The sequence below is a fragment of the Ligilactobacillus sp. LYQ139 genome, from assembly GCF_045033025.1.
GTDB lineage: Bacteria > Bacillota > Bacilli > Lactobacillales > Lactobacillaceae > Ligilactobacillus.
Genome location: NZ_JBJFZW010000004.1, coordinates 1 through 26784 on the forward strand (window position 1 = coordinate 1; position 26784 = coordinate 26784).

At 48.7% G+C, this 26784-nt stretch carries 28 protein-coding genes, 1 rRNA gene and 1 riboswitch; of the genes, 7 read left to right on the forward strand and 22 right to left on the reverse strand.

Going from position 1 to position 26784, the window contains the following annotated elements:
* The 5 genes from ACI3E1_RS04430 to ACI3E1_RS04450 form a co-directional block, all read right to left on the reverse strand.
* Window positions 1-111, reverse strand: a 16S ribosomal RNA gene (locus ACI3E1_RS04430); the annotation flags it as partial.
* Window positions 112-350: 239 nt separating this feature from the next.
* Window positions 351-971, reverse strand: a complete 621-nt coding sequence (locus ACI3E1_RS04435) for a histidine phosphatase family protein (RefSeq protein ID WP_405024453.1) — start codon at window positions 969-971, stop codon at window positions 351-353.
* 201 nt (window positions 972-1172) lie between these two features.
* On the reverse strand, window positions 1173-2444 hold the full coding sequence (gene serS, locus ACI3E1_RS04440; RefSeq protein WP_405024454.1) for a serine--tRNA ligase: 1272 nt from the start codon (window positions 2442-2444) through the stop codon (window positions 1173-1175).
* Window positions 2445-2700: 256 nt separating this feature from the next.
* A complete protein-coding gene (locus ACI3E1_RS04445) occupies window positions 2701-4173 on the reverse strand; it encodes an amino acid permease (protein WP_405024455.1) in 1473 nt (490 codons plus the stop codon).
* A 107-nt stretch (window positions 4174-4280) separates the two neighbouring features.
* Window positions 4281-4456: riboswitch (Lysine riboswitch) on the reverse strand.
* Window positions 4457-4497: 41 nt separating this feature from the next.
* The gene (locus ACI3E1_RS04450; protein WP_405024456.1) at window positions 4498-5400 is read right to left on the reverse strand and encodes a zinc-ribbon domain-containing protein; all 903 of its coding nucleotides are present in this window, start codon (window positions 5398-5400) and stop codon (window positions 4498-4500) included.
* Between the two features lie 148 nt (window positions 5401-5548).
* On the opposite strand from ACI3E1_RS04450, the gene ACI3E1_RS04455 reads away from it, so the two are divergent.
* From ACI3E1_RS04455 to ACI3E1_RS04465, 3 genes are all read left to right on the forward strand, one after another.
* Complete coding sequence (locus tag ACI3E1_RS04455) at window positions 5549-6397, forward strand: sulfite exporter TauE/SafE family protein (RefSeq protein WP_405024457.1); 849 nt, start codon at window positions 5549-5551, stop codon at window positions 6395-6397.
* Window positions 6398-6494: 97 nt separating this feature from the next.
* Window positions 6495-6809, forward strand: a complete 315-nt coding sequence (locus ACI3E1_RS04460) for a DUF1634 domain-containing protein (protein WP_405024607.1) — start codon at window positions 6495-6497, stop codon at window positions 6807-6809.
* Window positions 6810-6954: 145 nt separating this feature from the next.
* Entirely contained in the window at window positions 6955-8313 is a 1359-nt protein-coding gene (locus ACI3E1_RS04465) for an LCP family protein (protein WP_405024458.1), read from the forward strand.
* A 78-nt stretch (window positions 8314-8391) separates the two neighbouring features.
* On the opposite strand, the gene purR is transcribed toward ACI3E1_RS04465, so the two are convergent.
* The 4 genes from purR to ACI3E1_RS04485 all read right to left on the reverse strand — a co-directional run bounded on the left by purR (window position 8392) and on the right by ACI3E1_RS04485 (window position 11860).
* A complete protein-coding gene (purR, locus tag ACI3E1_RS04470; protein WP_405024459.1) occupies window positions 8392-9219 on the reverse strand; it encodes a pur operon repressor in 828 nt (275 codons plus the stop codon).
* Between the two features lie 167 nt (window positions 9220-9386).
* Window positions 9387-10223: a metal ABC transporter permease gene (locus tag ACI3E1_RS04475; protein WP_405024460.1), complete on the reverse strand. Its 837-nt coding sequence runs from the start codon at window positions 10221-10223 to the stop codon at window positions 9387-9389.
* Window positions 10184-10876: a metal ABC transporter ATP-binding protein gene (locus ACI3E1_RS04480; protein ID WP_405024461.1), complete on the reverse strand. Its 693-nt coding sequence runs from the start codon at window positions 10874-10876 to the stop codon at window positions 10184-10186. Before ACI3E1_RS04480 ends, ACI3E1_RS04475 begins: the two co-directional genes overlap by 40 nt.
* Before the next feature lie 9 nt (window positions 10877-10885).
* Window positions 10886-11860 carry a metal ABC transporter substrate-binding protein gene (locus tag ACI3E1_RS04485; protein ID WP_405024462.1) on the reverse strand — a complete coding sequence of 325 codons (975 nt, stop codon included), beginning with the start codon at window positions 11858-11860 and terminating at the stop codon, window positions 10886-10888.
* 180 nt (window positions 11861-12040) lie between these two features.
* Between ACI3E1_RS04485 and ispE the strand changes: the two genes are divergently transcribed.
* Window positions 12041-12895: a 4-(cytidine 5'-diphospho)-2-C-methyl-D-erythritol kinase gene (gene ispE, locus ACI3E1_RS04490; RefSeq protein ID WP_405024463.1), complete on the forward strand. Its 855-nt coding sequence runs from the start codon at window positions 12041-12043 to the stop codon at window positions 12893-12895.
* 120 nt (window positions 12896-13015) lie between these two features.
* Here ispE and ACI3E1_RS04495 read toward each other — a convergent pair whose 3' ends face one another.
* The 4 genes from ACI3E1_RS04495 to tyrS all read right to left on the reverse strand — a co-directional run bounded on the left by ACI3E1_RS04495 (window position 13016) and on the right by tyrS (window position 15692).
* The gene (locus tag ACI3E1_RS04495; protein WP_405024464.1) at window positions 13016-13192 is read right to left on the reverse strand and encodes a hypothetical protein; all 177 of its coding nucleotides are present in this window, start codon (window positions 13190-13192) and stop codon (window positions 13016-13018) included.
* 157 nt (window positions 13193-13349) lie between these two features.
* Window positions 13350-13499, reverse strand: a complete 150-nt coding sequence (locus ACI3E1_RS04500) for an HTH domain-containing protein (protein WP_405024465.1) — start codon at window positions 13497-13499, stop codon at window positions 13350-13352.
* A 112-nt stretch (window positions 13500-13611) separates the two neighbouring features.
* Complete coding sequence (locus ACI3E1_RS04505) at window positions 13612-14187, reverse strand: NADPH-dependent FMN reductase (protein WP_405024466.1); 576 nt, start codon at window positions 14185-14187, stop codon at window positions 13612-13614.
* A 251-nt stretch (window positions 14188-14438) separates the two neighbouring features.
* Complete coding sequence (gene tyrS, locus ACI3E1_RS04510; RefSeq protein ID WP_405024467.1) at window positions 14439-15692, reverse strand: tyrosine--tRNA ligase; 1254 nt, start codon at window positions 15690-15692, stop codon at window positions 14439-14441.
* Window positions 15693-16006: 314 nt separating this feature from the next.
* Here tyrS and ACI3E1_RS04515 point away from each other — a divergent pair, with 314 nt between their 5' ends.
* Genes ACI3E1_RS04515 through ACI3E1_RS04525 form a run of 3 tightly spaced genes read left to right on the forward strand, consistent with a single transcriptional unit; the run spans window position 16007 to window position 18687 of the window.
* On the forward strand, window positions 16007-16393 hold the full coding sequence (locus tag ACI3E1_RS04515; protein ID WP_405024468.1) for a cupredoxin domain-containing protein: 387 nt from the start codon (window positions 16007-16009) through the stop codon (window positions 16391-16393).
* 19 nt (window positions 16394-16412) lie between these two features.
* Entirely contained in the window at window positions 16413-16730 is a 318-nt protein-coding gene (locus ACI3E1_RS04520; RefSeq protein ID WP_405024469.1) for a cupredoxin domain-containing protein, read from the forward strand.
* A gap of 25 nt (window positions 16731-16755) precedes the next feature.
* Window positions 16756-18687 carry a copper-translocating P-type ATPase gene (locus ACI3E1_RS04525; RefSeq protein ID WP_405024470.1) on the forward strand — a complete coding sequence of 644 codons (1932 nt, stop codon included), beginning with the start codon at window positions 16756-16758 and terminating at the stop codon, window positions 18685-18687.
* A 114-nt stretch (window positions 18688-18801) separates the two neighbouring features.
* Here ACI3E1_RS04525 and ACI3E1_RS04530 read toward each other — a convergent pair whose 3' ends face one another.
* The 9 genes from ACI3E1_RS04530 to ACI3E1_RS04570 form a co-directional block, all read right to left on the reverse strand.
* Window positions 18802-19752, reverse strand: coding sequence for a ribose-phosphate diphosphokinase (locus ACI3E1_RS04530; RefSeq protein WP_405024471.1), 951 nt, complete (start codon window positions 19750-19752; stop codon window positions 18802-18804).
* Window positions 19753-19820: 68 nt separating this feature from the next.
* The gene (locus ACI3E1_RS04535) at window positions 19821-20726 is read right to left on the reverse strand and encodes an alpha/beta hydrolase (protein ID WP_405024472.1); all 906 of its coding nucleotides are present in this window, start codon (window positions 20724-20726) and stop codon (window positions 19821-19823) included.
* Between the two features lie 7 nt (window positions 20727-20733).
* Window positions 20734-22011 (reverse strand): PTS transporter subunit EIIC, encoded by a 1278-nt coding sequence (locus ACI3E1_RS04540; RefSeq protein ID WP_405024473.1) that lies wholly within the window; start codon window positions 22009-22011, stop codon window positions 20734-20736.
* A gap of 172 nt (window positions 22012-22183) precedes the next feature.
* Entirely contained in the window at window positions 22184-22921 is a 738-nt protein-coding gene (locus tag ACI3E1_RS04545; protein ID WP_405024474.1) for a DUF1129 domain-containing protein, read from the reverse strand.
* Between the two features lie 42 nt (window positions 22922-22963).
* On the reverse strand, window positions 22964-24073 hold the full coding sequence (gene ychF / locus ACI3E1_RS04550; protein WP_405024475.1) for a redox-regulated ATPase YchF: 1110 nt from the start codon (window positions 24071-24073) through the stop codon (window positions 22964-22966).
* The gene (locus ACI3E1_RS04555; RefSeq protein ID WP_405024608.1) at window positions 24073-24276 is read right to left on the reverse strand and encodes a DUF951 domain-containing protein; all 204 of its coding nucleotides are present in this window, start codon (window positions 24274-24276) and stop codon (window positions 24073-24075) included. Before ACI3E1_RS04555 ends, ychF begins: the two co-directional genes overlap by 1 nt.
* Window positions 24277-24290: 14 nt before the next feature.
* Entirely contained in the window at window positions 24291-25172 is an 882-nt protein-coding gene (locus ACI3E1_RS04560; RefSeq protein WP_405024476.1) for a ParB/RepB/Spo0J family partition protein, read from the reverse strand.
* Window positions 25165-25929, reverse strand: a complete 765-nt coding sequence (locus tag ACI3E1_RS04565; RefSeq protein ID WP_405024477.1) for a ParA family protein — start codon at window positions 25927-25929, stop codon at window positions 25165-25167. Before ACI3E1_RS04565 ends, ACI3E1_RS04560 begins: the two co-directional genes overlap by 8 nt.
* A gap of 2 nt (window positions 25930-25931) precedes the next feature.
* Window positions 25932-26777, reverse strand: a complete 846-nt coding sequence (locus ACI3E1_RS04570) for a ParB/RepB/Spo0J family partition protein (RefSeq protein ID WP_405024478.1) — start codon at window positions 26775-26777, stop codon at window positions 25932-25934.
* Window positions 26778-26784 lie beyond the last annotated feature (7 nt).

The window sequence follows — 26784 nt, forward strand, 5'->3', positions numbered from 1 at the left end:
GAATCCTTTACGGTGAGTGCAAGCACTCGGTGTAAAGGTTTCGCGTTCGACTTGCATGTATTAGGCACGCCGCCAGCGTTCGTCCTGAGCCAGGATCAAACTCTCATTTTGAATTCGTGACTCATTATTTATTACTAGCGAAGTTTGACTTCGTTAAATTATGTTGCTCAAAAGAGCCCTACACATTTAATTCGTCGATACTGTGTTCAGTTTTCAAAGATCTACCGTCGCCCAAGCGACTAACCTATTATAGCGAGAAAAGAACCTGTCCGTCAAGCCCTAATTCTCAATAACGGTCGTCCACCGACAACGCCTATTAATATACCAGTTCAACAAAACAGCGTCAACCACTATTTTAAAAATTCCGTATTGTTCCACATAGGAACGGCGTATGATTGCCCATCTTGCGTTTCAAGGACCGAAATGCTCGTATTCGCCACTAACCCGGCCGGACGAACCTCATCCACACTTAATCCCCGAATCGTTTGGAGTAAGTATGAAATTACCATCGCGTGGGCCACTACCAGCACATTCCCACTAGGGTGTTGCCGATAAACAGACTGCAACGGCCGTTTAATTCGCTGAATAAAATGCGCATACGATTCCGCGCCTAACGCCGTTCCATCGAACTGACTGGGATGATTAATCAACGCATCAAACTCCGGTCGCTTAACCACATCGTCTTCTAAAACACCATCCCATTTTCCAAAATCGAACTCTCGCCAATCATCGACTAGCACTGGATGCAATGTAATCCCCGCTGCCGCACACGCTAACTGAACGGTGCGTTGGGTTCGACCAAGGGGACTGGCATACACTGCCTCAAACGGAATGTTTTGTAAATACTTTCCCGCTAAACGTGCATCCTGAACACTTTGATCTAATAACGGCGAATCCGCCCGTGCGCCTTGAATACGAAGCTCTTTGTTATACACTGTACGCCCGTGGCGCAAAAAGTAAAACTTTGTCATCGTTATTCTCCATTTTTTACCGTCACGATACCACAAAAGGCCTCAGGGAACAATTCCCTGAAGCCTTTTAACCAAGAAGTTTCATCCTTCTTGTTATTCGTATTCTTAGTACGGAAACATCCAAATTTCACCATACCTGTAACCCAGGATTAATCCAACCTATGCTTCCGCTCCTCCTACCTTGTAGTTTTAATTCCGCCGCTACTTCGTAATCTTTTCAATCCCATGCATGTATGGCCGCAAAACCTCTGGGATGGTAACCGTCCCGTCCACATTCTGATAATTCTCAAGGATGGCTGCTACCGTCCGCCCAACTGCTAACCCAGAACCGTTTAGCGTATGAACAAAGTGTCGCTTGCCGTTTTCGTCACGGTACTGAATGTGCGCCCGCCGTGCCTGGAAATCCTCACAGTTAGAGCAACTAGAAATTTCCCGGTACTTATTCTGTGCTGGCATCCACACTTCAAGGTCATGCGTCATTGCCGCACTGAAGCTCATATCACCGGAAGCCAGCGTAATAATATGGTACGGCAATCCCAGTTTATCCAAAATATTCCCGGCGTTTTGCGTCATCTTTTCTAATTCATCATAGGATGTCTCTGGCGTACAGAACTTCACCATTTCCACCTTATTAAACTGATGCATCCGAATTAACCCCCGGGTATCCCGACCAGCACTTCCGGCTTCAGACCGGAAACACGGCGTCAGGGCCGTTTCGTAAACCGGTAGCTGTTCCCGCGGAATCACCTCATCGCGGTAATAATTAGTAAGGGGCACCTCAGCTGTTGGAATTAACGTCATGTCCTCACCATTTACCTGATAAACGTCTTCTTTAAATTTTGGAAACTGACTCGTTCCGTACATCGAAGCAGCATTAACGATGTATGGTGGGATCATTTCCGTGTACCCTTCCCTTTCATGCTCATCTAGCATAAAGTTGTACACGGCCCGCTCCAACTTAGCACCTAATCCCTTGTAATACACAAACCGAGCACCCGCAACTTTCGCTCCCCGTTCAAAATCAAGAATGTCAAGGTCCTCACCGATGTCCCAGTGAGCCTTAGGTTCAAAATCAAACTCCCGTGGTGTCCCCACCTTTTTGATCTCAACAGCGTCTTCCTCATTCATACTCATCGGGATGGTCGGGTTTGGAAGGTTCGGCAACCGTGAAGCCATATCCTTAACCTGTTCTTGAACCATCATCAATTCATTATCCAGTTGCTTAATTTGCTGCCCAACCTCCCGCATCCGGGTAATCGCATTCGTGGCATCTTCTTTATTTCGCTTGGCCTGAGCAATTGCTGCCGAAACATCATTCCGTTCTTTTTTGAGCTCTTCACTTTGCTGGAGAAGTTCCCGCCGCTTGGCATCCGCCGCAATTAATTGATCAATCTGGTCCGCAGTCACTCCCCGGGCAGCCAACCGCTGTTTGTATTCATCCGGGTTCTTTCGAATATCCTTAACGTCTAACATGGTATTCCTCCTTAAAAAAGTAAACGGAGCCCGTCATCCCATGGGACGAACGGACTCCGTTTCGCGGTACCACCCAAGTTCGCATTCCTTGCGCACTCAACTGAGGTAACGGTCTCCCGTGCGGCATTACCCGCCCATACTTAACCCGCTGGAGTTTCGGTTCGGAGCTCTCACCATTCCCCGTCTCTGAAAACCTACTTATGGCGAATTATGATGTTTAACACTTTAGCTTTGGTTTCAGTATAATCCGCTCCGCCTACTTGTCAACCTGTTTCTTCTCCGTTACCCGGGTCGTCGTCAGGTCAACTTCCTTGAGCGGAATTAACTTCGTATGATGCTTGAATTTGTAGTAGAAAAACAGTCCGAAGAACAACGGAATCGACATGTACGTAATCAAAATTTGATACCAGTCAAGGTGGGTAAACGCCTTAGTATTTTGCCCCACAATCACTAAAATACACATTACAAACGCCATAACCGGCCCAAACGGGAACCATTTTGCCTTGTACTTCAGAGCGTTTAAGTCCTTCCCCTGAGCAACGTACGCCCGCCGGAACCGATAATGCGAAATTGCAATTCCAACCCACGCAATAAACCCGGTTAACCCGCTCGCAGCCACTAAGAAAATATAAACCTTTTGCCCAAAAATACTCGTCAAGAACGTGGCCAACCCAACCAATGTTGTTACCAGTAACGCTGGAAGCGGAATTCCCCGTTGGTTCACTTTGCCAAAAATCCGCGGAGCATCACCGGTTTGCCCCAGCGACATTAACATCCGGGTTGATGCGTACATCCCCGAATTAGCCGATGACAGAACCGCCGTAAGAATGACCGCATTCATCACGGAGGCCGCCGAGGCTAACCCGACCCGTTTAAAGACCAGCGTGAACGGGCTAATGGCAATATCCTTAGCCGAAGAACCTAGTAAATCCGGACTGGTATACGGAATAATGCAAGCAATTACGAAGATTGACAGGATGTAAAATAACAGAATCCGCCAGAAAACCTGCTTGATTGCTGTCGGCACACTTTTTTCAGGTGTGGCTGATTCGCCAGCCGTAACCCCAACAAGTTCCGTCCCCTGGAATGAGAATCCAGCAACAACAAAGACGTTGAGAATTGCCGGCAATCCGCCCACAAACGGGGCCTGCTTGTATGTGAAGTTACGAAGGCCAACCGCATGGCCCCCTCCCATAATGCCTAAGATGGTAAGAAAACCAACCAACAAGAAAACAATAACGGTAACAATCTTTACCAGGGATAACCAGTATTCTGTCTCTCCGTACGACCTAACGGAGAGAAAGTTAATCAAGAAGACTAAGCTTAATGCGCCCAGACTAAAAATCCAATTAGGAACGTGGGGGAACCAGAACTGCAGCACCAATGCCGCCGTTGAGACATCAACCGCAATAGTGATTGCCCAGTTAAACCAGTAATTCCACCCCATCGCAAAGCCTAATGCCGGGTCAACAAACCGCTTTGTGTACGTAGCAAATGATCCCGACACCGGCATGTATGTCGCCATTTCTCCCAGTGACGTCATCAAGAAGTACACCATCACCCCAATTGCGACGTAGGCAATCAACCCGCCTCCAGGGCCGGCCGTAGAGATTGCGGAACCCGAAGCGACAAACAGCCCCGTCCCGATACTTCCTCCGAGGGCAATCATCGAAAGATGCCGGGTCTTTAAGTCCCGTTTTAGTGAATATTCGTGCGAATCCTTTTTCATGGGTTCGTCCTCCTCAGTAATATTATTGAGGCAAACACTAATCAACACCAAAAAGGGCGTAGCCTCGAACTACGCCCCACTCACTTCACAGTTATCTCTGATTCATGGATATCGATAGCGCTCCGCGGTCACCCGCGACAGTCGTCCAGCTCTTAACCAGACGCCCAGCTTCACCCGGGAGGATCCAGGTAAGGCTTCGGCGGTGCACCCTTTCACCTAGCTTCAATGGCAATCCCCTGCCTCAACTAAGTTACTACTGATTACCGCAACCTCTGTTCGATAGTGTTACAATACCAAACTTAGCGCTTAAATACAATCCCTAACTCACTCATCTTGATCGTCATGGTGCTCATCATGCTGTTTCCCCGCATTCCGCACCCGGTTCTCCGCTTCATCTTGTTCCTCTTCTTGTTTGGCTTCTTGCTGGTGCTGCTGGAAGTGCTGTTCAAACGCTATCATCCGTTCCCGGGGAGCCTGAAAAGTATACCGATCATTAGTAATTACCTGTCCCTTTATGCACAATAAAAGCAGCGGAATATCCCCTAACAGGATAATAAAAAGAAAGAAAAACGCGGGTAATTCAGCGTCATGAAACCGCCGAACCTGAGCCGTTAAGTTACAAATCACAGCTGCCGTTGTTCCAGCCATTCCAAGGGTAAAGCCAACCCGAAGAGCAAGTGTTTTACTAATTCCGAGTTCAACTAACAGCTGAACCCCTAGCCCAACAACCACCGTATAACAGGCCAGCAATAAAACCAATCCAAGCGTTCCCCACCAAAAATCTGCCCGGCCCATCCGTTTTCCTAAAACAAACGTATCCCGCATCATTAACTTCGTTGAAGGAATAATCCCCGGTTCAGCTGACTCATTTCGGGGAAGGTGTGGCACCCGCTGCTGTTCTCGTTGCATTTGCTGCTGCATTTCCATCAAGAACCGCTGAAGGTCCTCCTCACTATTGATTGTTGTCACCCGAATTGGCCTGTCACCCTGCACGGTCTTTCCCTGGAGATCCTCCTCTTCTTCCTGGTGGAGTTCATTCGGATCGAGGTATGCTTGATCCGCCCCACAGTACGGACAAAAATTAGCGTTTACCGGAATATCACGGTGACACTTCTTACATTTTTTCTTTTCACCCGTAGCATTATCCCGTTGTTGCCGGGCACCGCAAAAGGCACACTTGTCTTGGTTTCCTTCTAACTGGTGGCCACAGCGTTCACACGTATACATTAACTCCTCACCCGTTCTTAGTCATATTTCAGTTTGCCTTCAATATACCATACTTTATGCACTAACCCGCAGCAGAACCAAAACTTAATCAGCCGGTCTTTTTGAAAAGAGTATAATGAAGGTGATTTTATAAAAAGGAGCGTTACGTATGATTACAACAGCAGCGATCATGCTTTTTGTGGGGTTCCTTGCCGGAACGCTCGGCGCAATTCTTGGAATTGGGGGCGGGATGATTGTCACTCCAATCGTCACCCTCCTATTCGGGCTCAACATTAAGTACGCTATCGGAGCAAGCATCATCGCGGTGATTGCCACCAGCTCTGGTTCAACCATCGCTTTTTTAAAAGACGACTTAATCAACCTTCGGGTTGCCATGTTCTTAGAAGTGGCCACAGCCAGCGGGGCCGTCATTGGGGCCCTCTTAACCGGGTCAATGAACGGTAAGATTCTATATTTTCTGTTTGGATGCCTCTTACTCTTCGCATCACTTAACATGGTGCGGAAATTAATGGCTGGTGAGGAAGTGCTTCACCGGGCAAAACCTGATAAATGGGCTGTCCGTTTCAAGCTCAACAGTTCTTACTACGATAAGAACACCCACGAGGAAGTGCATTACGATGTTCAAAATATTCCCGGCGGGTTAGCCATTATGTTTGGGGCTGGGCTTGCTTCTGGAATGCTGGGAATTGGTTCAGGAGCATTCAAGGTCATGGCACTTGATAACGCCATGAAGATGCCCCTAAAGCCATCAAGTGCAACGAGTAACCTAATGATGGGGGTTACGGCCGCCGCATCAGCAACGGTTTATTTCTTTAGCGGCGCCATCCGGCCAGAAATCGCCGTTCCTTTGGCTCTAGGAATTCTTGTCGGCTCCCTACTTGGTAGCCGGATTATGCAAAAACTGCCAACGCGGATCCTACGCATGATCTTTGTCCCGGTTTTCTTGTACCTTGGATTACAGATGGCCCTGAAAGCATTTGGAATTAACATTGGGTGATGATGAAATGAACGAAAAAAACCAACAAAATAAACTCACGCACAACCAAACGGGTGTTGATAAGGAACAAGATGTTGCACTGCTAATCGGTCATATCATGCGGATCGGAGTAATTTTTGCAGCCGTTGTTATGTTAATCGGATTACTTCTGCTGTTTATTCGTCATGGCGGCGGCTATGCAACGAAAAACTTCTTCCCCACAACCCTCACAGGAATTGTAACCGGGATTTGCACACTAAAACCGGCGGCTATCATGATGGGGGGATTGTTCCTTTTGCTGTTAACGCCAGTTTTACGGGTGGTTGTTTCTATCTACTCCTTCGTTAAGGAAAAGGACATACTTTACGTTGTCTTAACAACGATTGTGTTGCTTATCCTCATTTTCAGTTTTATCATGGGACACAGTAGGTAATCTTTACCCGTAACTTTGTAATTAGGGAATCCATTCTAATTCCCGCAACTAGAACGGAGAGTGCGCTATGCACGGCCTCCGCTTTGTTTATCACGTTTAATAGCGATTACCGCTATCAACCCCCGATGAATTGGAGGAAGTTTTAATGGCCTCACGGCGAACACAACATAATGATTCTGAATTCAATCCCCACCAGCAACAACGCCGGCGGATTGGTTATCCATTTGAAGACGATGGGCAACACGGCCACTATGAAGATAACTCCCGGGAACCGTACTCCCTAACCCCCGAAGAAGAGGAAAAAGGATACGTCGGGAACGCCTCCCCTTCCCGCCACAGCCGGCGGGAACGCCGACGGACCTTTTCCCGGCCAACAACAACCAACAATCGCCAGGAAAAGCGGCAACGGTGGTTCTTCTGGGGGCTCCTTGTGACTGTAATTGCGCTTGCTTACGGGTGTTTCTTCTTTTATAACCGGTTTGAGTACGCTCACCAGGAATCTAACCTGATGTTTCAGGCCACCGGAATGCAAAAGGAACGCAATGTTTCCAAGATGCTAAAAGAAGGGAAACCGATTTCTGTCTTACTAATGGGAACAGATACCGGAGCGCTTGGCCGAAACTTCAAGGGACGGACCGACACGATGATTGTGTGCGTGCTGAATCCTAAGAAAAAGGCGATGACGCTAGTCAGCATTCCCCGGGATACGCTAGTTGCCATCTACAAGCACGAAAACGACTACCCGAGTAAGATTAACGCCGCCTACCAGTACGGCAGTTCGTACACGGCGGTAAAGACCGTGCAACGTTACCTCAACATTCCGATTGATTTTTACGCCACCATCAACATGGGTGGGCTAGAAAGTCTCATTAAGGCCGTAGATGGGGTAACGGTTAAGCCAACGTTAACCTTTAGTTATGGTGGGTACCACTTCACCGAGGGAAAGAAGACGCACATGAACGCCAAAAAAACCCTGGCTTATGTCCGAATGCGCCACCAGGATCCACTCGGTGATTATGGTCGGCAAGAACGGCAACGACAGGTTCTTATGAAATTGGCCTTTAAGGGATCAGACCTCACCAGTCTGATTAACCAGAACTTCATGAAGACGGTTTCCAAGCAAATGCGCACCGACTTAACCTTTGATGACCTCCTGATTCTCGGTTCAAAGTACCGGGTAGCAACTCATCACATGAAGTCCACCCACCTTCAAGGCCATACCGAAGTAATTGGCGGTGAAGATTACGAGGTGCCATACCACTCCGAAAAACAGCGAATTACTAATATCATTCGGGCTGCACTAGGATTAAAACACGCCAAGACCGGAACGACCCTTGCCGGAACCTCTACCGAGCAAGAATATGAGCAAGATATTAAGGATGCGGGTACTCCATATGGTAATTCTACGGGTGCAACTACGCCCGCAAATACCTATGATTCCCAAGCTGCTAATCAAGGATTAGGAACCGGGCACACCGCACCAGCTGTTTACGGCGCCCAGTAATTAATTCAATAGTGATAATTAAAAACCGGGAACATGATCCTCATCATGTTCCCGGTTTTTCACATTCACACTTTTGTTTTACCCAAAAACCTGTTCGAGGTAGTTTCCCGCACTAACGTGGATTTTCTTATCCAACGTATTGACCTTATCAACCTTTAATAATGAAGTGTAATCTTCAACCATCCGCTGACCATCAAAGGCCGCTTCCGCAAAGACCGTAATTCCAACCAGGTTAGCGTTAAACTCCTCAATCATGCTCTTCATTCCGTTAACGGTTCCGCCGCCCTTCATGAAGTCATCAACTACCAGAACATTCGCGCCCTCTTGCAGGCTCCGCTTAGACAACTCCATTTTTTCAACCCGCTTACTTGAGCCCGAAACGTAGTTGACCGAAACGGTCGCCCCCTCAGTAATCTTAGAATCCCGCCGTACAATAACAAACGGAACATCCAGATACTGGGAGGCACTCTGTGCAATCGGCACCCCTTTGGTTGCAACGGTCATCACCGCATCAACCTTCTTGTCAATGTATTGCCGGGCAATTAACCGCCCAACCCGCTGAAGAACCTCAGGTTGCCCTAATAAATCGGACAGGTAAACGTATCCTCCCGGAAGCAGCCGGCTCTCCTCTGAAAGCTGGTCCGTCATTTCATCAATAAACGCTCGGACCTCTTGTTCGCTAATGGACGGAGTAAAAATCACGCCGCCAGCAGCACCGGGAATCGTTTCGATTACCCCGATCCCCCACTGAGCGAACGTTCGCTTTACAATGGTTAAATCCTCACTGATTGATGACTTTGCCGACTCGTACCGGTTAGCAAAGAACGTTAACGAAATAAGCTTATGCGGCCGGGATAACAGGTAATTAGTCATGTCAATCAGCCGCTCACTGCGCCGTGCCTTCACCACAATTCCTCCGTTTCTAATAAAAAATAATGAATGAAGTCCATGATTTGCATAATTAAATTATATGGAACCCTGACGAATTTACAACCCTTTGCCCCTGTTTTTTATAAAAAAGTTCGTCTTTGTCACTAAAAAAGGTTCACAATAACACCATTTGTCCGGAAACATTAGTGATTAATCTGCTGGCGCCGGCCGCGAAGCCGCCACCATATTCCCCGACCACCAAGGCAAGTCAAAAAAATGGCTACCAGTAGCAAAGTGATGGCTGCGCCCGGTGGTGTGTTAAAATCATACGAGCACACTAGTCCCCCAACTGTGCCAATCATTCCAATACCAATACCGGCAAAAACAACAGCATTGAAGCGCCGGGCTATCCGCATCGCAATCGCTGCCGGAAGAATCATTACCGCTGAGACTAATAACGCCCCCGCAATCGGCATAATCACTGCAATTGTAATTCCCGTTAAGGCGTTAAAAACCAACGACATGTACGACACGGGTAACCCTTCTGCCCGCGCCGTTGCTGGGCTAAACGTCATCACGTACATCGGCCGGTGAAAAAGAATATATGCTCCAACCACAATCACCGTAAGCACCGCCAATAAAAGCACCTGCTGGTTACTAATCGCAACGATTGACCCGAACAGATACTGATCAACGCTCAGCGCAGAGGTCCCCCGATCAAGGCTCATCAAGGTTAACGCAATCGCTAACCCCGCTGCCATAATAATTGCAATCGCAACTTCAGCGTACGTTTTGTATGCCCGGGTAATGTACTCAATTAAGATGGTTGCCAGTACCACCACCACCAATGTGGTAATCGTAGGGTTTAGGTTAACGAATAACCCCAGGGCCACCCCCGCCAATGAAACGTGGGAAAGAGTATCAGCCATCAGGGATTGTCGCCGTAAAATTAAAAACAACCCGAGTAGCGGGGCCAAAACCGCCATTAAAACCGCGGTAACTAGTGCGCGTTGCATGAAGCTATAGAAAAACATCGCCATTGGATTCCCTCCATTCTAACCAACCGAACCTGCCGGTCTGCATAATCCATCACGTTATCGTTATCGTGCGACACCATTAAAATACTCTTCCTGTGTGCTTGAACCTCGTGTTGCAATAGCTGATAAAACTGCGCCCGGGTTTCAGTATCCATTCCAGTTGTGGGCTCATCCAAAATAAACAAATCAGGGTCCGCCGCAAAGATACGAGCCAGACAAACCCGCTGCTTTTGCCCCCCTGAGAGTTCCCCAATGCGGTGTTGCCGCCACTCCCACATTCCAACAGCATCAAGCGCCTTTTGAATATGGCGCCGGTCATGCTCCCGAAGTGGGTGAAACCACCGTCCCCGTTGAAAGCGACCGGAAGCCACCAGTTCATAGACGGTTGACGGAAAACCGGCGTTAAACGCCGCAATTTGTTGGGGTAAATACCCCACTTTTAAGGAGCGGCCGTACCGATTACGGGGCGCCATCCGGGCTGTCCCGTGGGCCGGCCTAGCTTCCCCAAGAATGGTTCGCAATAACGTGGACTTAGCCGCCCCATTTTCCCCTGCCAAAACAACAAACTCACCGTCCCGCACTGTCATGCTAACGTGTTGAAGAACGGGATGGTCCTCATAAACAAAGGATAAATCGTGAACTTCAATGTAATTCATTCTTTCCTCCTAGTGAATTGCGTGCTTCAGTTCCTGCAAGTTGGTCCTCATGACCGTTAAGTAGTTAGCGCCGTGCCGAATTTCCGTTGTCGTTAAACTTTCAAGCGGATTAAGCGGGCGCACCTGCACCTGGGTATCATGAGCTAACACCCGTGCAATTTTCTGGGATGCATCCGCCTCAGCAAAGAGCACTGGCGTATGTGTGCGCCGAATGTACTGGTGCAGAAGTGCCAGCCGTTGCGGGCTAGGTTCCTCATTATCGGAAATCCCCGCAATCGTAATCTGGTGTAACCCGTACCGCCGCGCAAGATAGCCAAACGCAGCGTGTTGGGTAATAAACGTTCGCGAATGACACCCCTTAAATGCCCGCCGGTATTTCCGATCAAGACCGTACAACTGCCTAATATAGTGTCGGGCGTTTCGCCGGTAATAAGCGGCGTTTCCGGGATCTTTTTGGCATACTCCCCGTTCAATGTTTCGAACCATCGCAACTGCATTAACCGGATCAAGCCAAATATGCGGGTCCTTCGCACCCCCACCACCAAAATAGCCCGCTTCCTGCCGGTGTTCCTGAACTAGCAAAGCATCCTGCGCATTCATCTCATTCCGTGTACTAATCAGCGGAATTCCCTTGCCAGCCGCAACCAATGTCGTGTGATCATCCCGCAAACTTGGCCGTAAAGCATCAATCCACGGTGCCATGTACTTTGTTGTGTAAATTACCATGTCCGCCCGTGACATCCGGGCTACCTCCCGGGCGGTCGGTTCAAAATCATGGGGTTCTGTCCCTGCAGGAATTAAAACGGATACGTCCGCCCTATTTCCTACAACCGCCTTTGTAAAGTCGTATACCGGATAAAAAGTCGTCACAACCTGAAGCCGGTGCGTTGATGCCGCGACCACCCGTTGTGGGGTAGTACTCCAAGTAACTCCCAAAGTAAAGAGTGCGATTACTGCAACCCACCAGCGATGCCACCTCATCATTCACTGTCCTCCTGTTAATCGTAATGTAAATAGTAATAAGTACTATTTAAGACAATGTTTAGGGTATCATCGCAGTTTTCCCGCGTCAATAACTTTTTCTTTCATTTCACGGTTGCTTGTTTCATATTTTGATAACCAGTATAATGATGGAAGAAAAATGGACGGAAAGATGGTGACAAGATGGAATTAACCGCGAAAGCCCCTGCCAAGGTAAACCTGATCCTTGATACCCCGTTTCGTCACCAGGATGGCGCCCCTGAATGGGACATGATCATGACCGCCATTGACCTGGCCGATTACATCCACCTTAAAACCATTCCGGATACGATGAAAATTACCGTCCAAACAGATACAAGCTACCTGCCACGGGACTACCACAACCTTGCGTACCAGGCTGCTAAGACCCTTCAAACGCGATTTAACATTCACGAAGGGGTCACCATTACTATTGACAAGCACATTCCCGTTGCCGCCGGAATGGGGGGCGGTTCAAGCGATGCAGCAGCCGTCTTACGCGGCCTTAATTCCTTATGGCAGTTAGGCTTAACTATCCGCGAGCTTGCCCAAATTGGCCTAACGATTGATGCAGATGTTCCGTTTTGCGTTTACGGGATTCCCGCTCACGTAACTGGCCGGGGAGAGCAAATTACACCGTTAAAGACGCTCCCACCAATGTGGTTTGTCATCGCTAAACCACACGATAACATTTCAACTCCCACGATTTTACGGCAAATTAACTACGAAACCTTAGAACACGTGGCGGTCATCGAGGCCGTTCGAGCTATTCAAGCTGGAAATTATACCCGATTACTTGAACTAACAGGGAACGTATTAGAACCAATCACTGCCCAGGTTTGCCCGGCCATTACCCGGATTAAAACCAAAATGCTGCAGTTCGGGGCAGATGCCGCCACCATGACGGGAACCGGGCCAACTGTTCTAGGAATTTGCACCAAGTATTCCCGTGCTCAACACGTATACAACGCACTAAAGGGCTTTTGCCGGGACGTCCACGTTGTGCGGTCTCTCCAATAATTCTGAAAATTCCCATAGTAAATAAGCGCGGTGGAAGTGCGCATACCACTGAACTATTTTCGGTTCGGCATGCTCCTTCCACCACGCCCGTTTTATTTGTTTTAATTTACCCTTCTACTTTTACAAGTCTCCCTGCTGCTGTTCCCGTAAAAACGATCCTAACGGATAGAACACGAGAACCCCATCTTCTTCGTGCCGAACACAATAGTACGGCTCCATTTTCCCCTGCTCAAGGAGCTCATCCGGAACAGTCAGAACCCCCATATCACCAACTTGCATCAACGTTGATACCATCATTTTAACCACTCCCTTCACGTGTGGTCTTATTATGTCACGCCTTCATTTCAAAAAGCAGGTTAAAATAAACGAAAATTATGTTTTTTTGCTATTTGGAGCAAACATTCGATCCAACACCACCAAGCCAGCCGTAACCGTCCCCGTGCTGACGTCTAAATCAAGTGCAAGGCGCATTTGCCGCAATGTCCCGGTAAAGGGTCCGCCAGCTAATTTCCACCTTAGAAGCCAAATCATCAAGCGGTAATCCCGCATGACTTTCTAACAGGGCACGCAGTTCCCGTTGTTGTCTTTTCGTAAAAATTACCATGTTCTCCCTCAATTCTTTTTCATGAATCGCGTTCATCATACCACACAAAAAGGGACGGTGAAATCGCTTTACATGCGATTTCACCGCCCCTTATGGTTTAAATTTACTAGACTTAATTCTGTACTAACCGGGAAGAATTATTGATATCAATGTACGCCATAAAATTGTCGAAACACTGCTTTAAAAAAGCTACGCTGTGCTCATCTTTTAGTTGACCATCCTCCGTAAAGGCTGCCGCTGCCCGCGGAAGCATAAATTCATTTCCAGGAACAACGATAGCGTTCACCCCCGGACTATCAAGAATCTGCCGTAGATTCATCTGAGCCCGGACCGTCCCCTGAATTCCCAATGAAGCCCCAACAATCATTACCGGCTTATTGGTAAACGGGTGGTACGCACTGGACATCCACTCAATAAAACTCTTAAGGGCAGCCGGTACCGCATGGTCATATTCACAGGTTGCCAATACCACCCCGTCGGCTTGCTCAATGCGCTGTGCGATGGTCGTAACGGCCGCTGGAACATCATCAAGTAAATCCTCGCTAAAAAGTGGCAGATCCTTAATCTCCTGGATCACAAAGTCAACGTCATTGCCGAAAAGTTCCTTCATTGCATAAACAAGCTTACGGTTATATGATTTTGACGAATTATTGCCAACAACGGCAAGGAGGTGTTTCTTTTCCCCCATTCAGATCACCTATCCTTTGATTGTTCATTAATTAACAATTAACTTTATCTTACCATATTTAACGCAATTATTTTAGTGGAAAATGGAAAAAGATGGCGTGCTAAAACGGAGAAGCCGGTGAGCGGAAGCAGCAAACCAAATAAATCACAAAGCATGCGCGAACTTCCACACAGTCCGCTTCTTTAGGTCCTAAACTATACGGAAGTAACAAAGAGGCTAGAACCTATGTCCCAACCTCTCGTAGATTATCCTTATTTCACCTTTGCCAACGTGTACTTCCGCTTCCCCTTCCGAAGAATAACGTACTTTCCGTCAAACGCACTTTTCGGGTCGAGTACGTATTCAACGTCCTGGATCCGTTCACCATTCACGGTAATCGCCCCATTGGTAACATCTTCGCGGGCTCGGCGCTTAGACTGTTCAATGCCATACTCAACCAACCAGTCAACAATGTTCATCGGCTCTGCCGTGACGGTCACCGATGGCATTTTTCCGAAAGCCTGCTCAACCTGCGCCGTCGTTAGTTCCTGAACATTGCCACTGAAGAGGATTTGGGAAATTCTCTGGGCTTCCTTAGTCGCTTCCTCCCCGTGAACAAACGTGGTTACCGCTGCCGCTAGGGCTTTCTGGGCTGCTCGCTTCCATGGCTCCTCTTCCACCTGCTTAGCCAGTGCATCAATTTCTTCCTTGCTAAGGAAAGTAAAGTACTTCAAATACTTCACTACGTCCCGGTCGTCCTGGTTTAACCAGAATTGGTAGAACTCGTATGGAGATGTCTTCTCTGAATCCAACCAAACCGCCCCACCGGCCGTCTTTCCAAATTTCGTCCCGTCGGCTTTAACCATCAACGGAATTGTTAGCCCGTACGCCTCTGCATCCTGACCCGCTTCCCGGTGAATCAGGTCAATGCCGGCAGTGATATTGCCCCACTGGTCTGCCCCTCCGACCTGCAACTGAACACCGTGTTCACGATACAACGTCAAAAAGTCCACGGCCTGAAGAATCTGGTAGGTAAACTCAGTAAATGAAATTCCCACTTCCAGCCGGTTGGCAACGACTTCTTTATGAATCATCGTATTTACGCTAAACTGCTTCCCGTAGTCCCGCAAGAATCCCAAAAGGTCCATCTGGGCCAACCAGTCGTAGTTGTTGACAAACGTAATGTGCCCGTCACCCCCAAAGAGCTTAGTCGTCTGCGCCGTAAGCGCATCAACATTGTGCTTCACCTGCCCTGGGGTCTGTAACTTCCGTTCGGCATTCTTTCCGCTGGGGTCCCCGATTGCACCAGTGCCCCCACCGATTAAAATGTACGGGTGGTAGCCGGCTAATTCAAATCGCTTAAGGACAATAAACGGAATTAAGTGACCAACGTGGAGACTATCGCCAGTGGGGTCCGTCCCACAGTACACCCCAATTTTCTTTTTCTTAAGGAGCTCCTTTAGCCCTGCCGCATCGGTCTGCTGGTTAATAGCGCCCCGCCATTCGAGTTCTTCAATAATATCCATGAAACCGCTCCTTTCATTCCACAAAAAGCCCCTACCGCATCACTGCGGCAGGGACGATTAAATCGTGGTACCACCCATCTTCACCCGTCACCGGGCCTTATTCTAGTGTTCCTAAAAATATCAGGGACGTAATTCACGGCACCGCTCCGACCGATTTCCAGCACTCCCGGCTCTCTGTCATGAAAATTCGCTCCCGTTACTGTATCCCTGTTTTGTTTCTACTACTATTACACCGTGAAGTCCGGTAAAAGTCAACTAGCGCTTTCGTTTACATTTGTAAACAAAAGCCGTAAAATACAAATAGAATAACGTAAATGAAGGTGATTCGAATGGTAAAGCTGATTGTCATCGGTGGGGCTTTCATGCTAATCGGCTTGATTTGTTGGTGGTTTTTCGGTAACCACGTCCAACGAGCAGGGCGGGCTACCCGAACGAAAAGCGGGCAGGAAGTTACGGTGGTGGTTAACGGCGGCTATTCACCCGCAACCGTGGTGCTCAAGAAAGGCGTTCCCGCAAAGGTTAACTTTGAGATGCACGACTCCACGGCGTGCCTTTCCCACGTGGTGGTTGAACAATTGGGAATTGATAAGGACCTCACCAAACAACCTGTTACGACCATCACCGTCCCTACGGACCAGGCAAAAGAATTTAACTACGCCTGCGGGATGAATATGTTTCACGGAAAGATTATCGTTAAGTAATTTAAAGGAGGTTATTTCAATGAAATTATCAGCCTTATTCCACAAAATACCTAAAGCGACCATTAAAAACGGCCAACAAACCGCTCACATTATGGTCGGCGAAAAGGGATACGAACCCGCAAAAATTGAATTAGCGGCGAATATTCCCACCAAGCTCGTTTTTAACCGAACAAACGATTCAATGTGCCTTGCGCGCGTCCAAGGTGAACATCCCGCCTTTGACGTTGAATTACCCCTCAACCAAGACGTAGTAGTAACGTTTACCGGGCTCACCCCCGGAACATACCAATACCACTGTGGCATGAACATGTTCCATGGTCAATTAGTTGTTAAGTAGTTCTTCGATTAAGGAAGTGATCCCGATGAAACTCTCAAACCTCACCCGGTTTGGGATTGCCTTTATCCTCGCAATTCCCATGTTGCTTCAAATGCTAGCCATGCCGTGGCACTGGACCATGCCGGGTTACCGGATAATCGCCTTTTTAACGACAACGATCATCATGGTAGTGGCCGCTTTCCCGTACTGGAAAAGCGCCTGGGCAGCGTTCTGGCACCATGAAGCAAACATGAATACGCTTGTTGCCGTAGGAACAGCCGTCGCGTACTTTTATTCGGTTTTTGCCCTGCTAACCGGGCGGGCCGTATACTTTGAAAGCGCGGCGTTCGTCACGGTTTTTGTCCTCCTGGGGGATGCAATGGAAGAGCGCATGCACAATAATGCTTCCGGGGCCCTCGAAAAGTTATTCGCCCTCCAGGCCAAGGAGGCCACGGTTCTCCGTCAGGGACAATTTGTTACCGTTCCACTCAGTCAAGTGAAGGTGGGCGATCACCTCCGAGTGGAACCAGGCGAAAAAATTCCCGTTGACGGTGTCATCCTAACGGGAACCGCAAGCATCAACGAAGCAACCATTACCGGCGAAAGCATGCCCGTAACCAAGCATCCCGGCGATACCGTTGTCGGAAGTACCATTAACACCGACAGCGTCATTACCTTTAAGGCCACTAAGGTGGGAAACCAAACCATGCTGGCCCAGATTGTCACCATGGTAAAGCGGGCCCAAACCAGCCACGCCCCTATTCAAAAACTGACTGACCGGGTTGCAGGAATTTTCGTTCCTGCCGTTCTAATTGCTGCCATTACCACTTTTACGGCTTGGTATGTGTTAGGCAATGTTAGTGCTGTTCGGGCCATGCTTTTTGCAGTGGCTGTCATTGTAATTGCCTGCCCGTGTGCACTGGGACTAGCCACCCCTACAGCATTAATGGTCGGAACGACCCGGGCAGCTAGACTGGGGGTTCTGATTAAAAACGGGGAAGCTTTGCAAGCAACCGCCGGAATTAAAATCGTTGTGTTTGATAAAACGGGAACAATTACCACGGGAAAGCCCGTCGTCACCGATGTCGTCGGAAACCGCGACCACGTCTTAGCCCTTGCGGCCGCCCTTGAACAATCATCCGAACACCCCCTCGCCGCCGCTATCGTAACAGCCGCTACGAAGGCGAAGGTTCAAGTTCCAGCGGGGAGCAACTTTAAAAACCATGCTGGTCAGGGCGTTACGGGAATAGTCAACGGTCATTTCGTAACGGTCGGGCAGAAAACCCTCGCTTCCCAGCAACTTTCTCCCGCCCTCGCCGTGCAACAACAAACTCTTCGGCACGCTGCTAAAACCGTCGCCGTTGTAAGCGAAGACGGAACCCCGTGCGGGCTAATTGCCATTCAAGACACCCCCAAGTCTGATGCTCCAGCGGCAATTGCCGCCCTCAAACGGCAAGGAATCACGCCGGTAATGCTAACGGGGGATAACGCTCAGGTAGCCCAAGCAATTGCCCACCAGGTGGGAATTAAGCAAGTGATTTCCGGCGTTCTTCCGGCCGACAAAGCAATGCACGTCCAAGCCCTTAAACAACACGGCCCCGTTGCATTTGTCGGCGATGGAGTAAACGATGCACCAGCCCTTGCAACTGCAACTGTGGGAATCGCGATGGGCTCCGGAACAGACGTTGCCTTAGAATCAGGTGACATCGTTCTTGTTCACAACGACTTAACCAGTGTCGTCCGGGCCCTGGCTATTGCTACCAAGACCTATCGGCGAATTAAGCTTAACCTGACCGGATCATTAATCTATAACATAATCGGAATTCCGCTTGCTGCTGGCATTTTCAGTGGAATCGGACTTCAGCTTAGTCCGGCGATTGCAGGATTGGCGATGGCCCTTTCTTCCGTGACGGTAGTCGGATCATCACTTCTCCTGAACATAACCCCCATCGAGGGGGAGCCCCACCAATCACACTGAAATTAAACTCGTATCAAAATATAAAACAGCACTAGTGAATTTGAATTTCACCGGTGCTGTTTTCTGCATTGTTGGCTTTTACCATAATTATAAAAGCCCCGTTATTTTTAATCCCTACCTGTTAAACAACGAGTCAACCGACTTGTTATTGTAAATCAACCGGAGCGCCTTCGCCATTGTTGGGGCTACTGATAACACGTGCATGTTTGAAAGCCGTTTCTCTTCTGGAATGGAAATCGTATCCGTTACCAAAATTTCTTCAAACGGAGCAGCAGCGAGTTCCTGCACTGCATTCCCTGACAAAATTGCGTGCGTGGCACACCCATAAATTGCCGTAGCTCCATGAGCCTTAAGCGTCCGGGCCGCGTCAACCATCTTAGCACCCGTATCAATCATATCATCGGTAATCAAACACGTCCGCCCAGCAACATCGCCAATAATCGCCGTTGTTTCCGGATCAATCCGTCCTTTCCCCCGCTTATCGACAATCGCAATCGGCGCCTTTAACCGCTCTGCCAGGTTCCGGGCTCCTTTTACCCCATCATGGTTTGGAGCAACCACTACCAGATTCTTATCAATCTCTTTGTCCTGATAGTATGCCACCTTATCGTACAGAGCCGTTAAGTGGTCAACCGGAATATTAAAGAAACCCTGAATCTGGCCAGCATGTAAATCAAGCGTAATCACCCGGTTAGCCCCCGCCAATTGCAGGTAGTTGGCGATCAATTTTGCCGTGATGGGTTCCCGCGAACGGGTTTTCCGATCCGCGCGCGCATAACCATAGTACGGAATTACCACGTTAATCGTTCCCGCACTCGCCCGCTTTAACGCATCAATCATAATCATGAGTTCCATGAAATTTTCATTAACTGGATCCGCGATGGACTGGATGACAAACACGTCATCCCCCCGCACACTTTCGTTAATGTTAATCTGAATTTCACCGTCGCTAAAGTGCTTAACCGACGCGTTGCACAGCGTAACGTCTAACTCAGCCGCAATTTTACGGGCAAGTGGCTGATTTGAATTCAAGGCAAACAACTTCATCGTTGCGTTCTCTTGCATTATTTGTTCTCCTTCGAAGGTTCGGTTCGTTCGTACTTCGCTCTCATTGTATCACGAAATAGCTACTCCTAGTTGCCTACCATAAACATTAGTTGCCGGTTAGGTATGCGGGAACCACCTCGTTTATTAATATTATTATCAAGAATATCCCGTTTAATCAGGTTAATAATCTGCGGGTTCTGCGGCAAATCAGAGTGTTCTGCATTACTCCCAGTAACGGTAATTTCCGTGTAGTGTCGTACCACCCCCTGGTAAATATACTTTCCGGCCGTTACACTAGCATCCGGGACCAGCCCGTCACTATCGTAGTTTTCTGTTCCTGCGACCGAGTACATATCCGTATCGTGCGGTAAGTTCTTGCGGCCCTTAATAAAGTCCGCTAACATCTGGGTCTTATGCGTAATGGAGTCCTCCGAAAAATTGTACGGTGTTCCAATCGTCATAATCTGATCAACGTGTTCCCGGTCAGAATATTGGTGAAAATACTTTTCAAAGAAGAGGGTGTAAATTAACCCACCGTTGGAATGACCAATTGCTTTGAAATTGTTGAAATGATACCGTGAACACAAAATCCCGAATACGCGATTAAACATGGCCGCCTGCTGCTTAATATTGTCATACCCATCATGATTATTCTGAAATCCCACAACAATAAACGGTTCGTTATCCTTAGGGCGAACCTTCCCCGAATAAGTAATCTTCCCGTTATTCCACACCTTAATTTTTAACAGGCTGTGCTTTTGGGGGGCGTGTGCGTTAATCTTTTTAACCATCGTATCAAACCGGTTCGGGGTTGCCGAACTTCCCGGAATCATGATTACCGGCGACAACTGTGAATTCCGCCACTCCGCTAATTCCGTAATATTACTTTTCGTCCACCGGTACGCCGGAAAAACCAGGGCACACACGACCCCAAGCCATACCAGCAAGTTAAGAACGGACCACCGCCGCCGCTGCCGGGCCTTAATCCGCATAGTAACTTCACCTCCGTTCCTGAACCGTCATCCGTGCCGTTACCCGTTCAGCTAACCGCACAAACGGAATGTAGCACGCCACGTCAACCACCAGAATAAGCGCCGTAACTACCAAGGTCATCCAGTTTCCGTTACTTCCAATGAACGCCACTAAAAGCCCGGGTGTCCCTGTCGGTACGGGGTAAACTACGGGCGGGATCAGATGAATGAAGACCGCTCCTGCAGCTAGTAAAACGTTCAACAACGGTACCCCCACCATCGGCATGAGAAAAACCGGATTGAAAAGCAGCGGGATTCCCATCATGACCGCACTATTACTGTTCAGTAGGGTTGGCAGCACCGTCCACCGGGCGACCCGGTGGTTTGCTCGTTGTCTAGCAACCAAAGCAATGGCAATCAGTAACGCGAGGGTCGCACCCGTTCCTCCCACCGCTGCAAAGGCATGATACAGCGAATAATCACAGTACTTATACGGAACGTTCCAACTTGAATGATGAATAAGAGCCGTGTTTAGGTTCACCGTATAGCTGTTGCTAGGAGCCATGCTACTATACGGTCCGTCGGCACCAAACCACGCACACAGCGCCGTAACCGCACTGAAAACCAGGGTCATTCCTAATCCGTGGTGCCGGTTAACACTCCCCGCTATTGCCGACGAAATACTGGTTGACCAGTTATAGAACAGGATAAGAATCAGGAGCTTATTTAGCAGAAAAGCCCCGCCAAGCACTATTAAGATAGCCCAAAACGAGTCAAACGTTCGTTTAATAATTGTGACCGAGTCAATTCGGCTTCCCCGCCGAAGTGGCCGCCCGCACAGGTGAAAAATCTGCCCCACAACGTAACCGAGAATCAGCCCCAATAAAAGACCACCAAAACCCAAAAAACGGCTATCAAGCCCTTCAACAGCTGCCTTCATGTACCGAGAACTCAGTAATAAGAATGCAATCAGCGCGGTTAACCCCGCAGTAGCTGAATCCCGCCGATAAAGCTTAGCTGTATACCGCGCAGACTGATATGCTGCCAACAGGGCAACAATGCCAACCGTCAGTCCCGCAAAATTATCAAACGAATAGTACACGGCTTGAAAATGAGGTAACCACCGGTCAATCCGCAACAGGCAATTAAAAAAACCCTGTTTTGTCAAACACGACTGGGCAATTACCTGGGCAAGGCTTCCCAGTAAAACAAACGGAAACAGCACACTAAGAGTCTGCTGGATAACCCGCATAAAGGACCGTCGGCGAAACGCCGCGATCCAATTAACTAAGCGGTCAACTACCATTCGATTCATCTCCTTCACCTTTTTCTCGATTATATCCCATTCCTAAAAAAACACCTCACTGCCAATTTTATAATAAGACAATAACAAGCGGCGACCCCCGTTTCACTTTATGGTGAACCCTAGTCCTCCGCTTGTCATTATATGGTTAGTATTATTTCCGGGGAAATCCTTCTTAATTTCGGCCGAACGCCCGACCGAAGTTGAGATGAAAGTAATTTTTCAAAACGTACCGTGCTCCCCAACCAAGAACACCGAAGATTACGTAGACAAACCACGGCATTGTTGTGTTCAGCGGGCCGCCAATCTGGGCAACAAAACCGTATGCAACCATCCATACAGCCATTAAGACTACCAATAGCAGGACGGTCCGAACCCACTTAATCTTAGGCCGCTTTCCGTTCACGGGCGTCATCATCTGATAAAAGTATCCCAAACCACAACCAGAAATCACCGAAATAATCACAATGGTCAGGATGCCGCCGTTTGTCCCGACAGCCTTCTTCCCGCCAAAAGCCTCAATCAGTGCGTACATCACGCAGAACATCATAAACATAATCAATCCGTTATCCAGCGCGGCTTCCCAAAACTTCTGGGGTTGCGGGTCCTTCTTGGGTCCCGCAATAATTTCCTGGGCGTGCTGCTTAACTGATCCGTACAGCTTAACGGCAGTCATCCCCTCCCGCTGCCGTTGCTGCAGCTCATTCTTCATCTGTTCAATGGCTGCCGTGCGCTTTTCTGCTGGATAGCCCTGTACCGTTAATTCTTTCTCAATCTTAAACAGGTATTCCCGGTTCCGCTTCGTCAACCCTGCAAAATGGTTACTCCGCTCCGTGTGCACCCGCTCTTCCCGGACGGCCTTCTGGCGGGCTGCTGCCGCCTGATTCTTTTCCCGTGTCGTTTCGTCTGCCACGTCTTAATCCTCCTTAACTTGATTCGTCGTTCTGCTTAAAAACTAAACATTAAACCGGAATTCGATAATGTCGCCGTCTTGAACAACGTAATCCTTTCCTTCCAGCCGCATTTTACCAGCTTCCTTAACAGCTTGCATACTACCGTATTTATCCAAGTCGGCAAACGAAACGGTTTCCGCCCGGATGAACCCGCGTTCAAAATCAGAGTGAATGATACCCGCAACTTGCGGCGCTTTCATTCCGTGCCTGAAAGTCCATGCCCGGGTTTCCTTCCCGCCGGCCGTAAAGAAGGTTTCAAGACCCAGCAGCTTGTATGAAGCCCGGATTAACCGGTTTAATCCGGGTTCGTCAACCCCTTCCATCTCGAGAAATTCCTTCTTCTCGTCGTCATCCATCTCAGCGATTTCTTCCTCCGTCCCGGCGGCAACCCCAATCACTCCTGAACCTGGATCATTTTCCGCCAAAAACTTCTTGATTTCAGGCATGTACTTATTGCCATCCGGGTTCGCCATGTCATCCTCAGCAATGTTAGCAACATAAAGAACCGGTTTAGAAGTTAACAAGAACAGCCCCTTAACAATCTTCTTTTCATCATCATTAAATTCGATTGAACGAACGGGCTTGCCGTCTTCAAGAACTGGCTTAATCTTTTGTAAAACCGCAAACTCAGCCTTTGCTTCCTTATCACGTCCAGTCCGCGCAACCTTTTCGACCCGAGTGTAACGCTTATTAATTGATTCTAAATCAGCCAAAACCAATTCCAAATTGATCGTATTAATATCATCAATTGGATCAACCTTCCCGGAAACGTGCGTGATGTTATCATCATCAAACGCCCGTACTACGTGAACAATGGCATCACATTGCCGAATATTTTCAAGAAACTTGTTTCCCAAGCCTTCCCCCTTGCTGGCCCCCTTCACAATGCCAGCAATGTCGGTAAATTCAAAGGTCGTATGCACAATTTTCTTGGCGGGGATAATCTCATCAATCCGGGCTAACCGTTGATCCGGAACTTCCACCATTCCAACATTCGGGTCGATTGTTGCAAACGGGTAATTTGCCATCTCGGCGCCCGCCTTCGTAATTGCGTTAAAAAGCGTGGACTTTCCAACATTGGGAAGCCCAACAATTCCTGCTGTCAGTGCCATTATTCATTCCCACTTTCATTTTGATTCGCGTGTTCTAAAACCTGTTTTAATTTTTTTTCAAATTCCCGCCGGGGAAGCATAACTAGCCGGTTACACTGCAGACACCGGATTTTAATGTCCATTCCCATCCGGATAATTTCCCAGCGATTAGTGCCACATGGATGCGGCTTTTTCATTTTAACAATATCATGAAGTTGATACACCATATATTCCCCCATCAATCAATGTTAACGTTTAAAACCGCCAGAATTCGGTTAAGGTCATCCGGGGAAAGGTACTCAATCTCGATTTTCCCCTTTCCCGTTCGGGCCGTCTGCTTAATCGCCACCTTCGTTCCGAGGCGCTCGCCGAGTTGTTGCTCACCCTGATGAAGGTACGGATCCCGGTGCACTGGCACCTTCCTTTTAACGGAATGTACCCCGTTAATCTGGTTGACCAACCGTTCCAGTTGGCGTACAGTCAATCCCTCCTTAACTGTTCGCTTAGCAAGCCGGACCTGCTGGGAGGCATCCTTCAGCCCAAGCAACGTTCGCGCCTGCCCCATAGACAGCTGGTTTGCTTGCAGCATTTTCTTAACTGCCGTCGGTAATCCCAATAATCGGAGGTAGTTAGCAATGTACGGGCGCGATTTTCCCAATCGGGCCGACACCTCCGTCTGAGTTAAGTGTAACTTATCAATCAGCGTTGCGTATGCCTGGGCTTCTTCAAGCGGGGTGAGATCTTCCCGTTGTAGGTTTTCTAACACCGCCACCTCCATCATCCGTTCTTCGTCAAAGTCCCGAACAATGGCAGGAATGGTCTCCTTATGGGCCAATTTGGAAGCCCGGAACCGCCGTTCCCCGGCAATAAGTTCATACCCCTTTACCCGGGATTGCCGCACAATTATCGGTTGGAAGACCCCTTGCTTAGCAATAGAATCAGCCAGTTCTTGAAGCCGCTGATCATCAAACGTCACTCGCGGCTGGTACGGGTTGGGACGAATATCAGCTACCCTTAACTCAACAACGTGTTCCCCGGACGCCCCGGACGTTACTTGCTCATCAAAATCTTGAAAAAGAGCCTCAATCCCCTTTCCAAGTCCTCTGTTCTCCTTACTCATGGGCTGCCACCACCTCTTTAGCCAGTGCCATATATTCCACTGCTCCCCGGGACGTCCGGTCATAATCAATGACCGCCTGCCCGTGACTTGGAGCCTCCGATAGCCGGACATTCCGGGGGATAATCGTCGTGTATACGCGTTCCTTAAAGAACTTTTGTACCTCCGTCACCACTTCGTTTCCGAGGTTTGTTCGGGCATCGAGCATTGTTAGTAGAACCCCCTCAACGTGCAGGATAGGATTATAATGCTTCTTAACCAGGTGGATTGTTTTCATTAACTGGCTTAATCCTTCCAGGGCATAGTATTCACTTTGAACCGGAATCAAAATGGAATCACACGCTGTGAACGCATTGATCGTTAAAATCCCTAACGCTGGGGGACAATCAACCAGAATATAATCGTAGCAATCAGCCACTGGCTTAAGAGCATCAGCAAGGCGCTGTTCCCGGCCAATCTGAGAGGCTAACTCAATCTCCGCTCCGGACAACTGAAGGGTCGCCGGGACCACATCCAGGTGAACCCGACTAGTAGGCATAATTACCGTTTTCAAATCCATCCCGTTAACTAGAACGTCGTAAACATCGTGTTGAATATCACCCTTACTAATTCCGATTCCACTTGTGGCGTTCCCCTGGGCATCGGTGTCTACAATCAATACCCGCTTCCCTAATTCGTTCAAACAAGCGCCCAGGTTTACGGCCGTCGTGGTTTTCCCTACGCCACCTTTCTGGTTAGCAAGCGCAATCGTTACCGCCATCCTTAATCTTCCCCTTCCTGGTCATCTACTACAGGAATATCAATAATAACCCGGTGATACCCCACTACGTCTTCTTCCCAACTATGAATGGCCATTCCATCCTTTCCTGCACGTTGGATAACCCGCTGAATATCCTTCATGGTTTTTTGGTAGTGATATTCTGGTGTTTCGTGGGCCGGATTCTTTAGGCGCACGTTTTTGAGTGGCTGCTGTCCCTCCCGGGTCTGCTGAACCAGCTGCTCCGTTTGTTCAACCGAAAGATGCTCGTGCATAATTTGATTCATCAATTTAACCTGATTCTTTTCGGGAAGCCCTACCAGACACCGACCGTGCCGCTCGGTGAGTTGCCGTTGCATAACTGCCCGCTGAACCAGGGGCGATAGCCGCAAAAGCCGGAGTTTGTTAGCGATAAACGACTGACTCTTCCCCAACGCGGTTGCCAAATCACTCTGCGTCAACTTGTTAAGCTCCAAGAGCCGGTGATAGGCCCGCGCTTCTTCAATCGGCGACAATTCCTCCCGCTGAAGGTTTTCAATGACTGCCATTGAAGCTGCTTCATTATCATTCATTTGTTTAACAATGGCCGGAATATGGTCCCACTCAAGCTGTTTAACCGCCCGGAACCGCCGTTCACCAGCAATGATTTCGTACTTTTCGGGATCTGTCTCCCGCACAATAATCGGCTGAAGCAGGCCGTGTTCCTTAATGGTGGCCGCTAGTTCATAAATATCCCGGTCACCAAATAAATGGCGCGGCTGATACCGGTTAGGCGTAATTGCCGCAACGGGTAATTCCCTCACCGTTGCATCCTCTTCGTCGTGTTTCTTTCCAAAAAATGAAAATGCCATCTGCATC

Excerpts from the sequence above, each read along its gene's own strand:
- ACI3E1_RS04435 (WP_405024453.1), bottom strand. The coding sequence starts at position 971 with ATGACAAAGTTTTACTTTTTGCGCCACGGGCGTACAGTGTATAACAAA.
- serS (WP_405024454.1), bottom strand. The coding sequence starts at position 2,444 with ATGTTAGACGTTAAGGATATTCGAAAGAACCCGGATGAATACAAACAG.
- ACI3E1_RS04445 (WP_405024455.1), bottom strand. The coding sequence starts at position 4,173 with ATGAAAAAGGATTCGCACGAATATTCACTAAAACGGGACTTAAAGACC.
- ACI3E1_RS04450 (WP_405024456.1), bottom strand. The coding sequence starts at position 5,400 with ATGTATACGTGTGAACGCTGTGGCCACCAGTTAGAAGGAAACCAAGAC.
- ACI3E1_RS04455 (WP_405024457.1), top strand. The coding sequence starts at position 5,549 with ATGATTACAACAGCAGCGATCATGCTTTTTGTGGGGTTCCTTGCCGGA.
- ACI3E1_RS04460 (WP_405024607.1), top strand. The coding sequence starts at position 6,495 with ATGCGGATCGGAGTAATTTTTGCAGCCGTTGTTATGTTAATCGGATTA.
- ACI3E1_RS04465 (WP_405024458.1), top strand. The coding sequence starts at position 6,955 with ATGGCCTCACGGCGAACACAACATAATGATTCTGAATTCAATCCCCAC.
- ACI3E1_RS04475 (WP_405024460.1), bottom strand. The coding sequence starts at position 10,223 with ATGGCGATGTTTTTCTATAGCTTCATGCAACGCGCACTAGTTACCGCG.
- ACI3E1_RS04480 (WP_405024461.1), bottom strand. The coding sequence starts at position 10,876 with ATGAATTACATTGAAGTTCACGATTTATCCTTTGTTTATGAGGACCAT.
- ACI3E1_RS04485 (WP_405024462.1), bottom strand. The coding sequence starts at position 11,860 with ATGATGAGGTGGCATCGCTGGTGGGTTGCAGTAATCGCACTCTTTACT.
- ispE (WP_405024463.1), top strand. The coding sequence starts at position 12,041 with ATGGAATTAACCGCGAAAGCCCCTGCCAAGGTAAACCTGATCCTTGAT.
- ACI3E1_RS04495 (WP_405024464.1), bottom strand. The coding sequence starts at position 13,192 with ATGATGGTATCAACGTTGATGCAAGTTGGTGATATGGGGGTTCTGACT.
- ACI3E1_RS04500 (WP_405024465.1), bottom strand. The coding sequence starts at position 13,499 with ATGGTAATTTTTACGAAAAGACAACAACGGGAACTGCGTGCCCTGTTA.
- ACI3E1_RS04505 (WP_405024466.1), bottom strand. The coding sequence starts at position 14,187 with ATGGGGGAAAAGAAACACCTCCTTGCCGTTGTTGGCAATAATTCGTCA.
- tyrS (WP_405024467.1), bottom strand. The coding sequence starts at position 15,692 with ATGGATATTATTGAAGAACTCGAATGGCGGGGCGCTATTAACCAGCAG.
- ACI3E1_RS04515 (WP_405024468.1), top strand. The coding sequence starts at position 16,007 with ATGAAGGTGATTCGAATGGTAAAGCTGATTGTCATCGGTGGGGCTTTC.
- ACI3E1_RS04520 (WP_405024469.1), top strand. The coding sequence starts at position 16,413 with ATGAAATTATCAGCCTTATTCCACAAAATACCTAAAGCGACCATTAAA.
- ACI3E1_RS04525 (WP_405024470.1), top strand. The coding sequence starts at position 16,756 with ATGAAACTCTCAAACCTCACCCGGTTTGGGATTGCCTTTATCCTCGCA.
- ACI3E1_RS04530 (WP_405024471.1), bottom strand. The coding sequence starts at position 19,752 with ATGCAAGAGAACGCAACGATGAAGTTGTTTGCCTTGAATTCAAATCAG.
- ACI3E1_RS04535 (WP_405024472.1), bottom strand. The coding sequence starts at position 20,726 with ATGCGGATTAAGGCCCGGCAGCGGCGGCGGTGGTCCGTTCTTAACTTG.
- ACI3E1_RS04540 (WP_405024473.1), bottom strand. The coding sequence starts at position 22,011 with ATGGTAGTTGACCGCTTAGTTAATTGGATCGCGGCGTTTCGCCGACGG.
- ychF (WP_405024475.1), bottom strand. The coding sequence starts at position 24,073 with ATGGCACTGACAGCAGGAATTGTTGGGCTTCCCAATGTTGGAAAGTCC.
- ACI3E1_RS04560 (WP_405024476.1), bottom strand. The coding sequence starts at position 25,172 with ATGAGTAAGGAGAACAGAGGACTTGGAAAGGGGATTGAGGCTCTTTTT.
- ACI3E1_RS04565 (WP_405024477.1), bottom strand. The coding sequence starts at position 25,929 with ATGGCGGTAACGATTGCGCTTGCTAACCAGAAAGGTGGCGTAGGGAAA.
- ACI3E1_RS04570 (WP_405024478.1), bottom strand. The coding sequence starts at position 26,777 with ATGGCATTTTCATTTTTTGGAAAGAAACACGACGAAGAGGATGCAACG.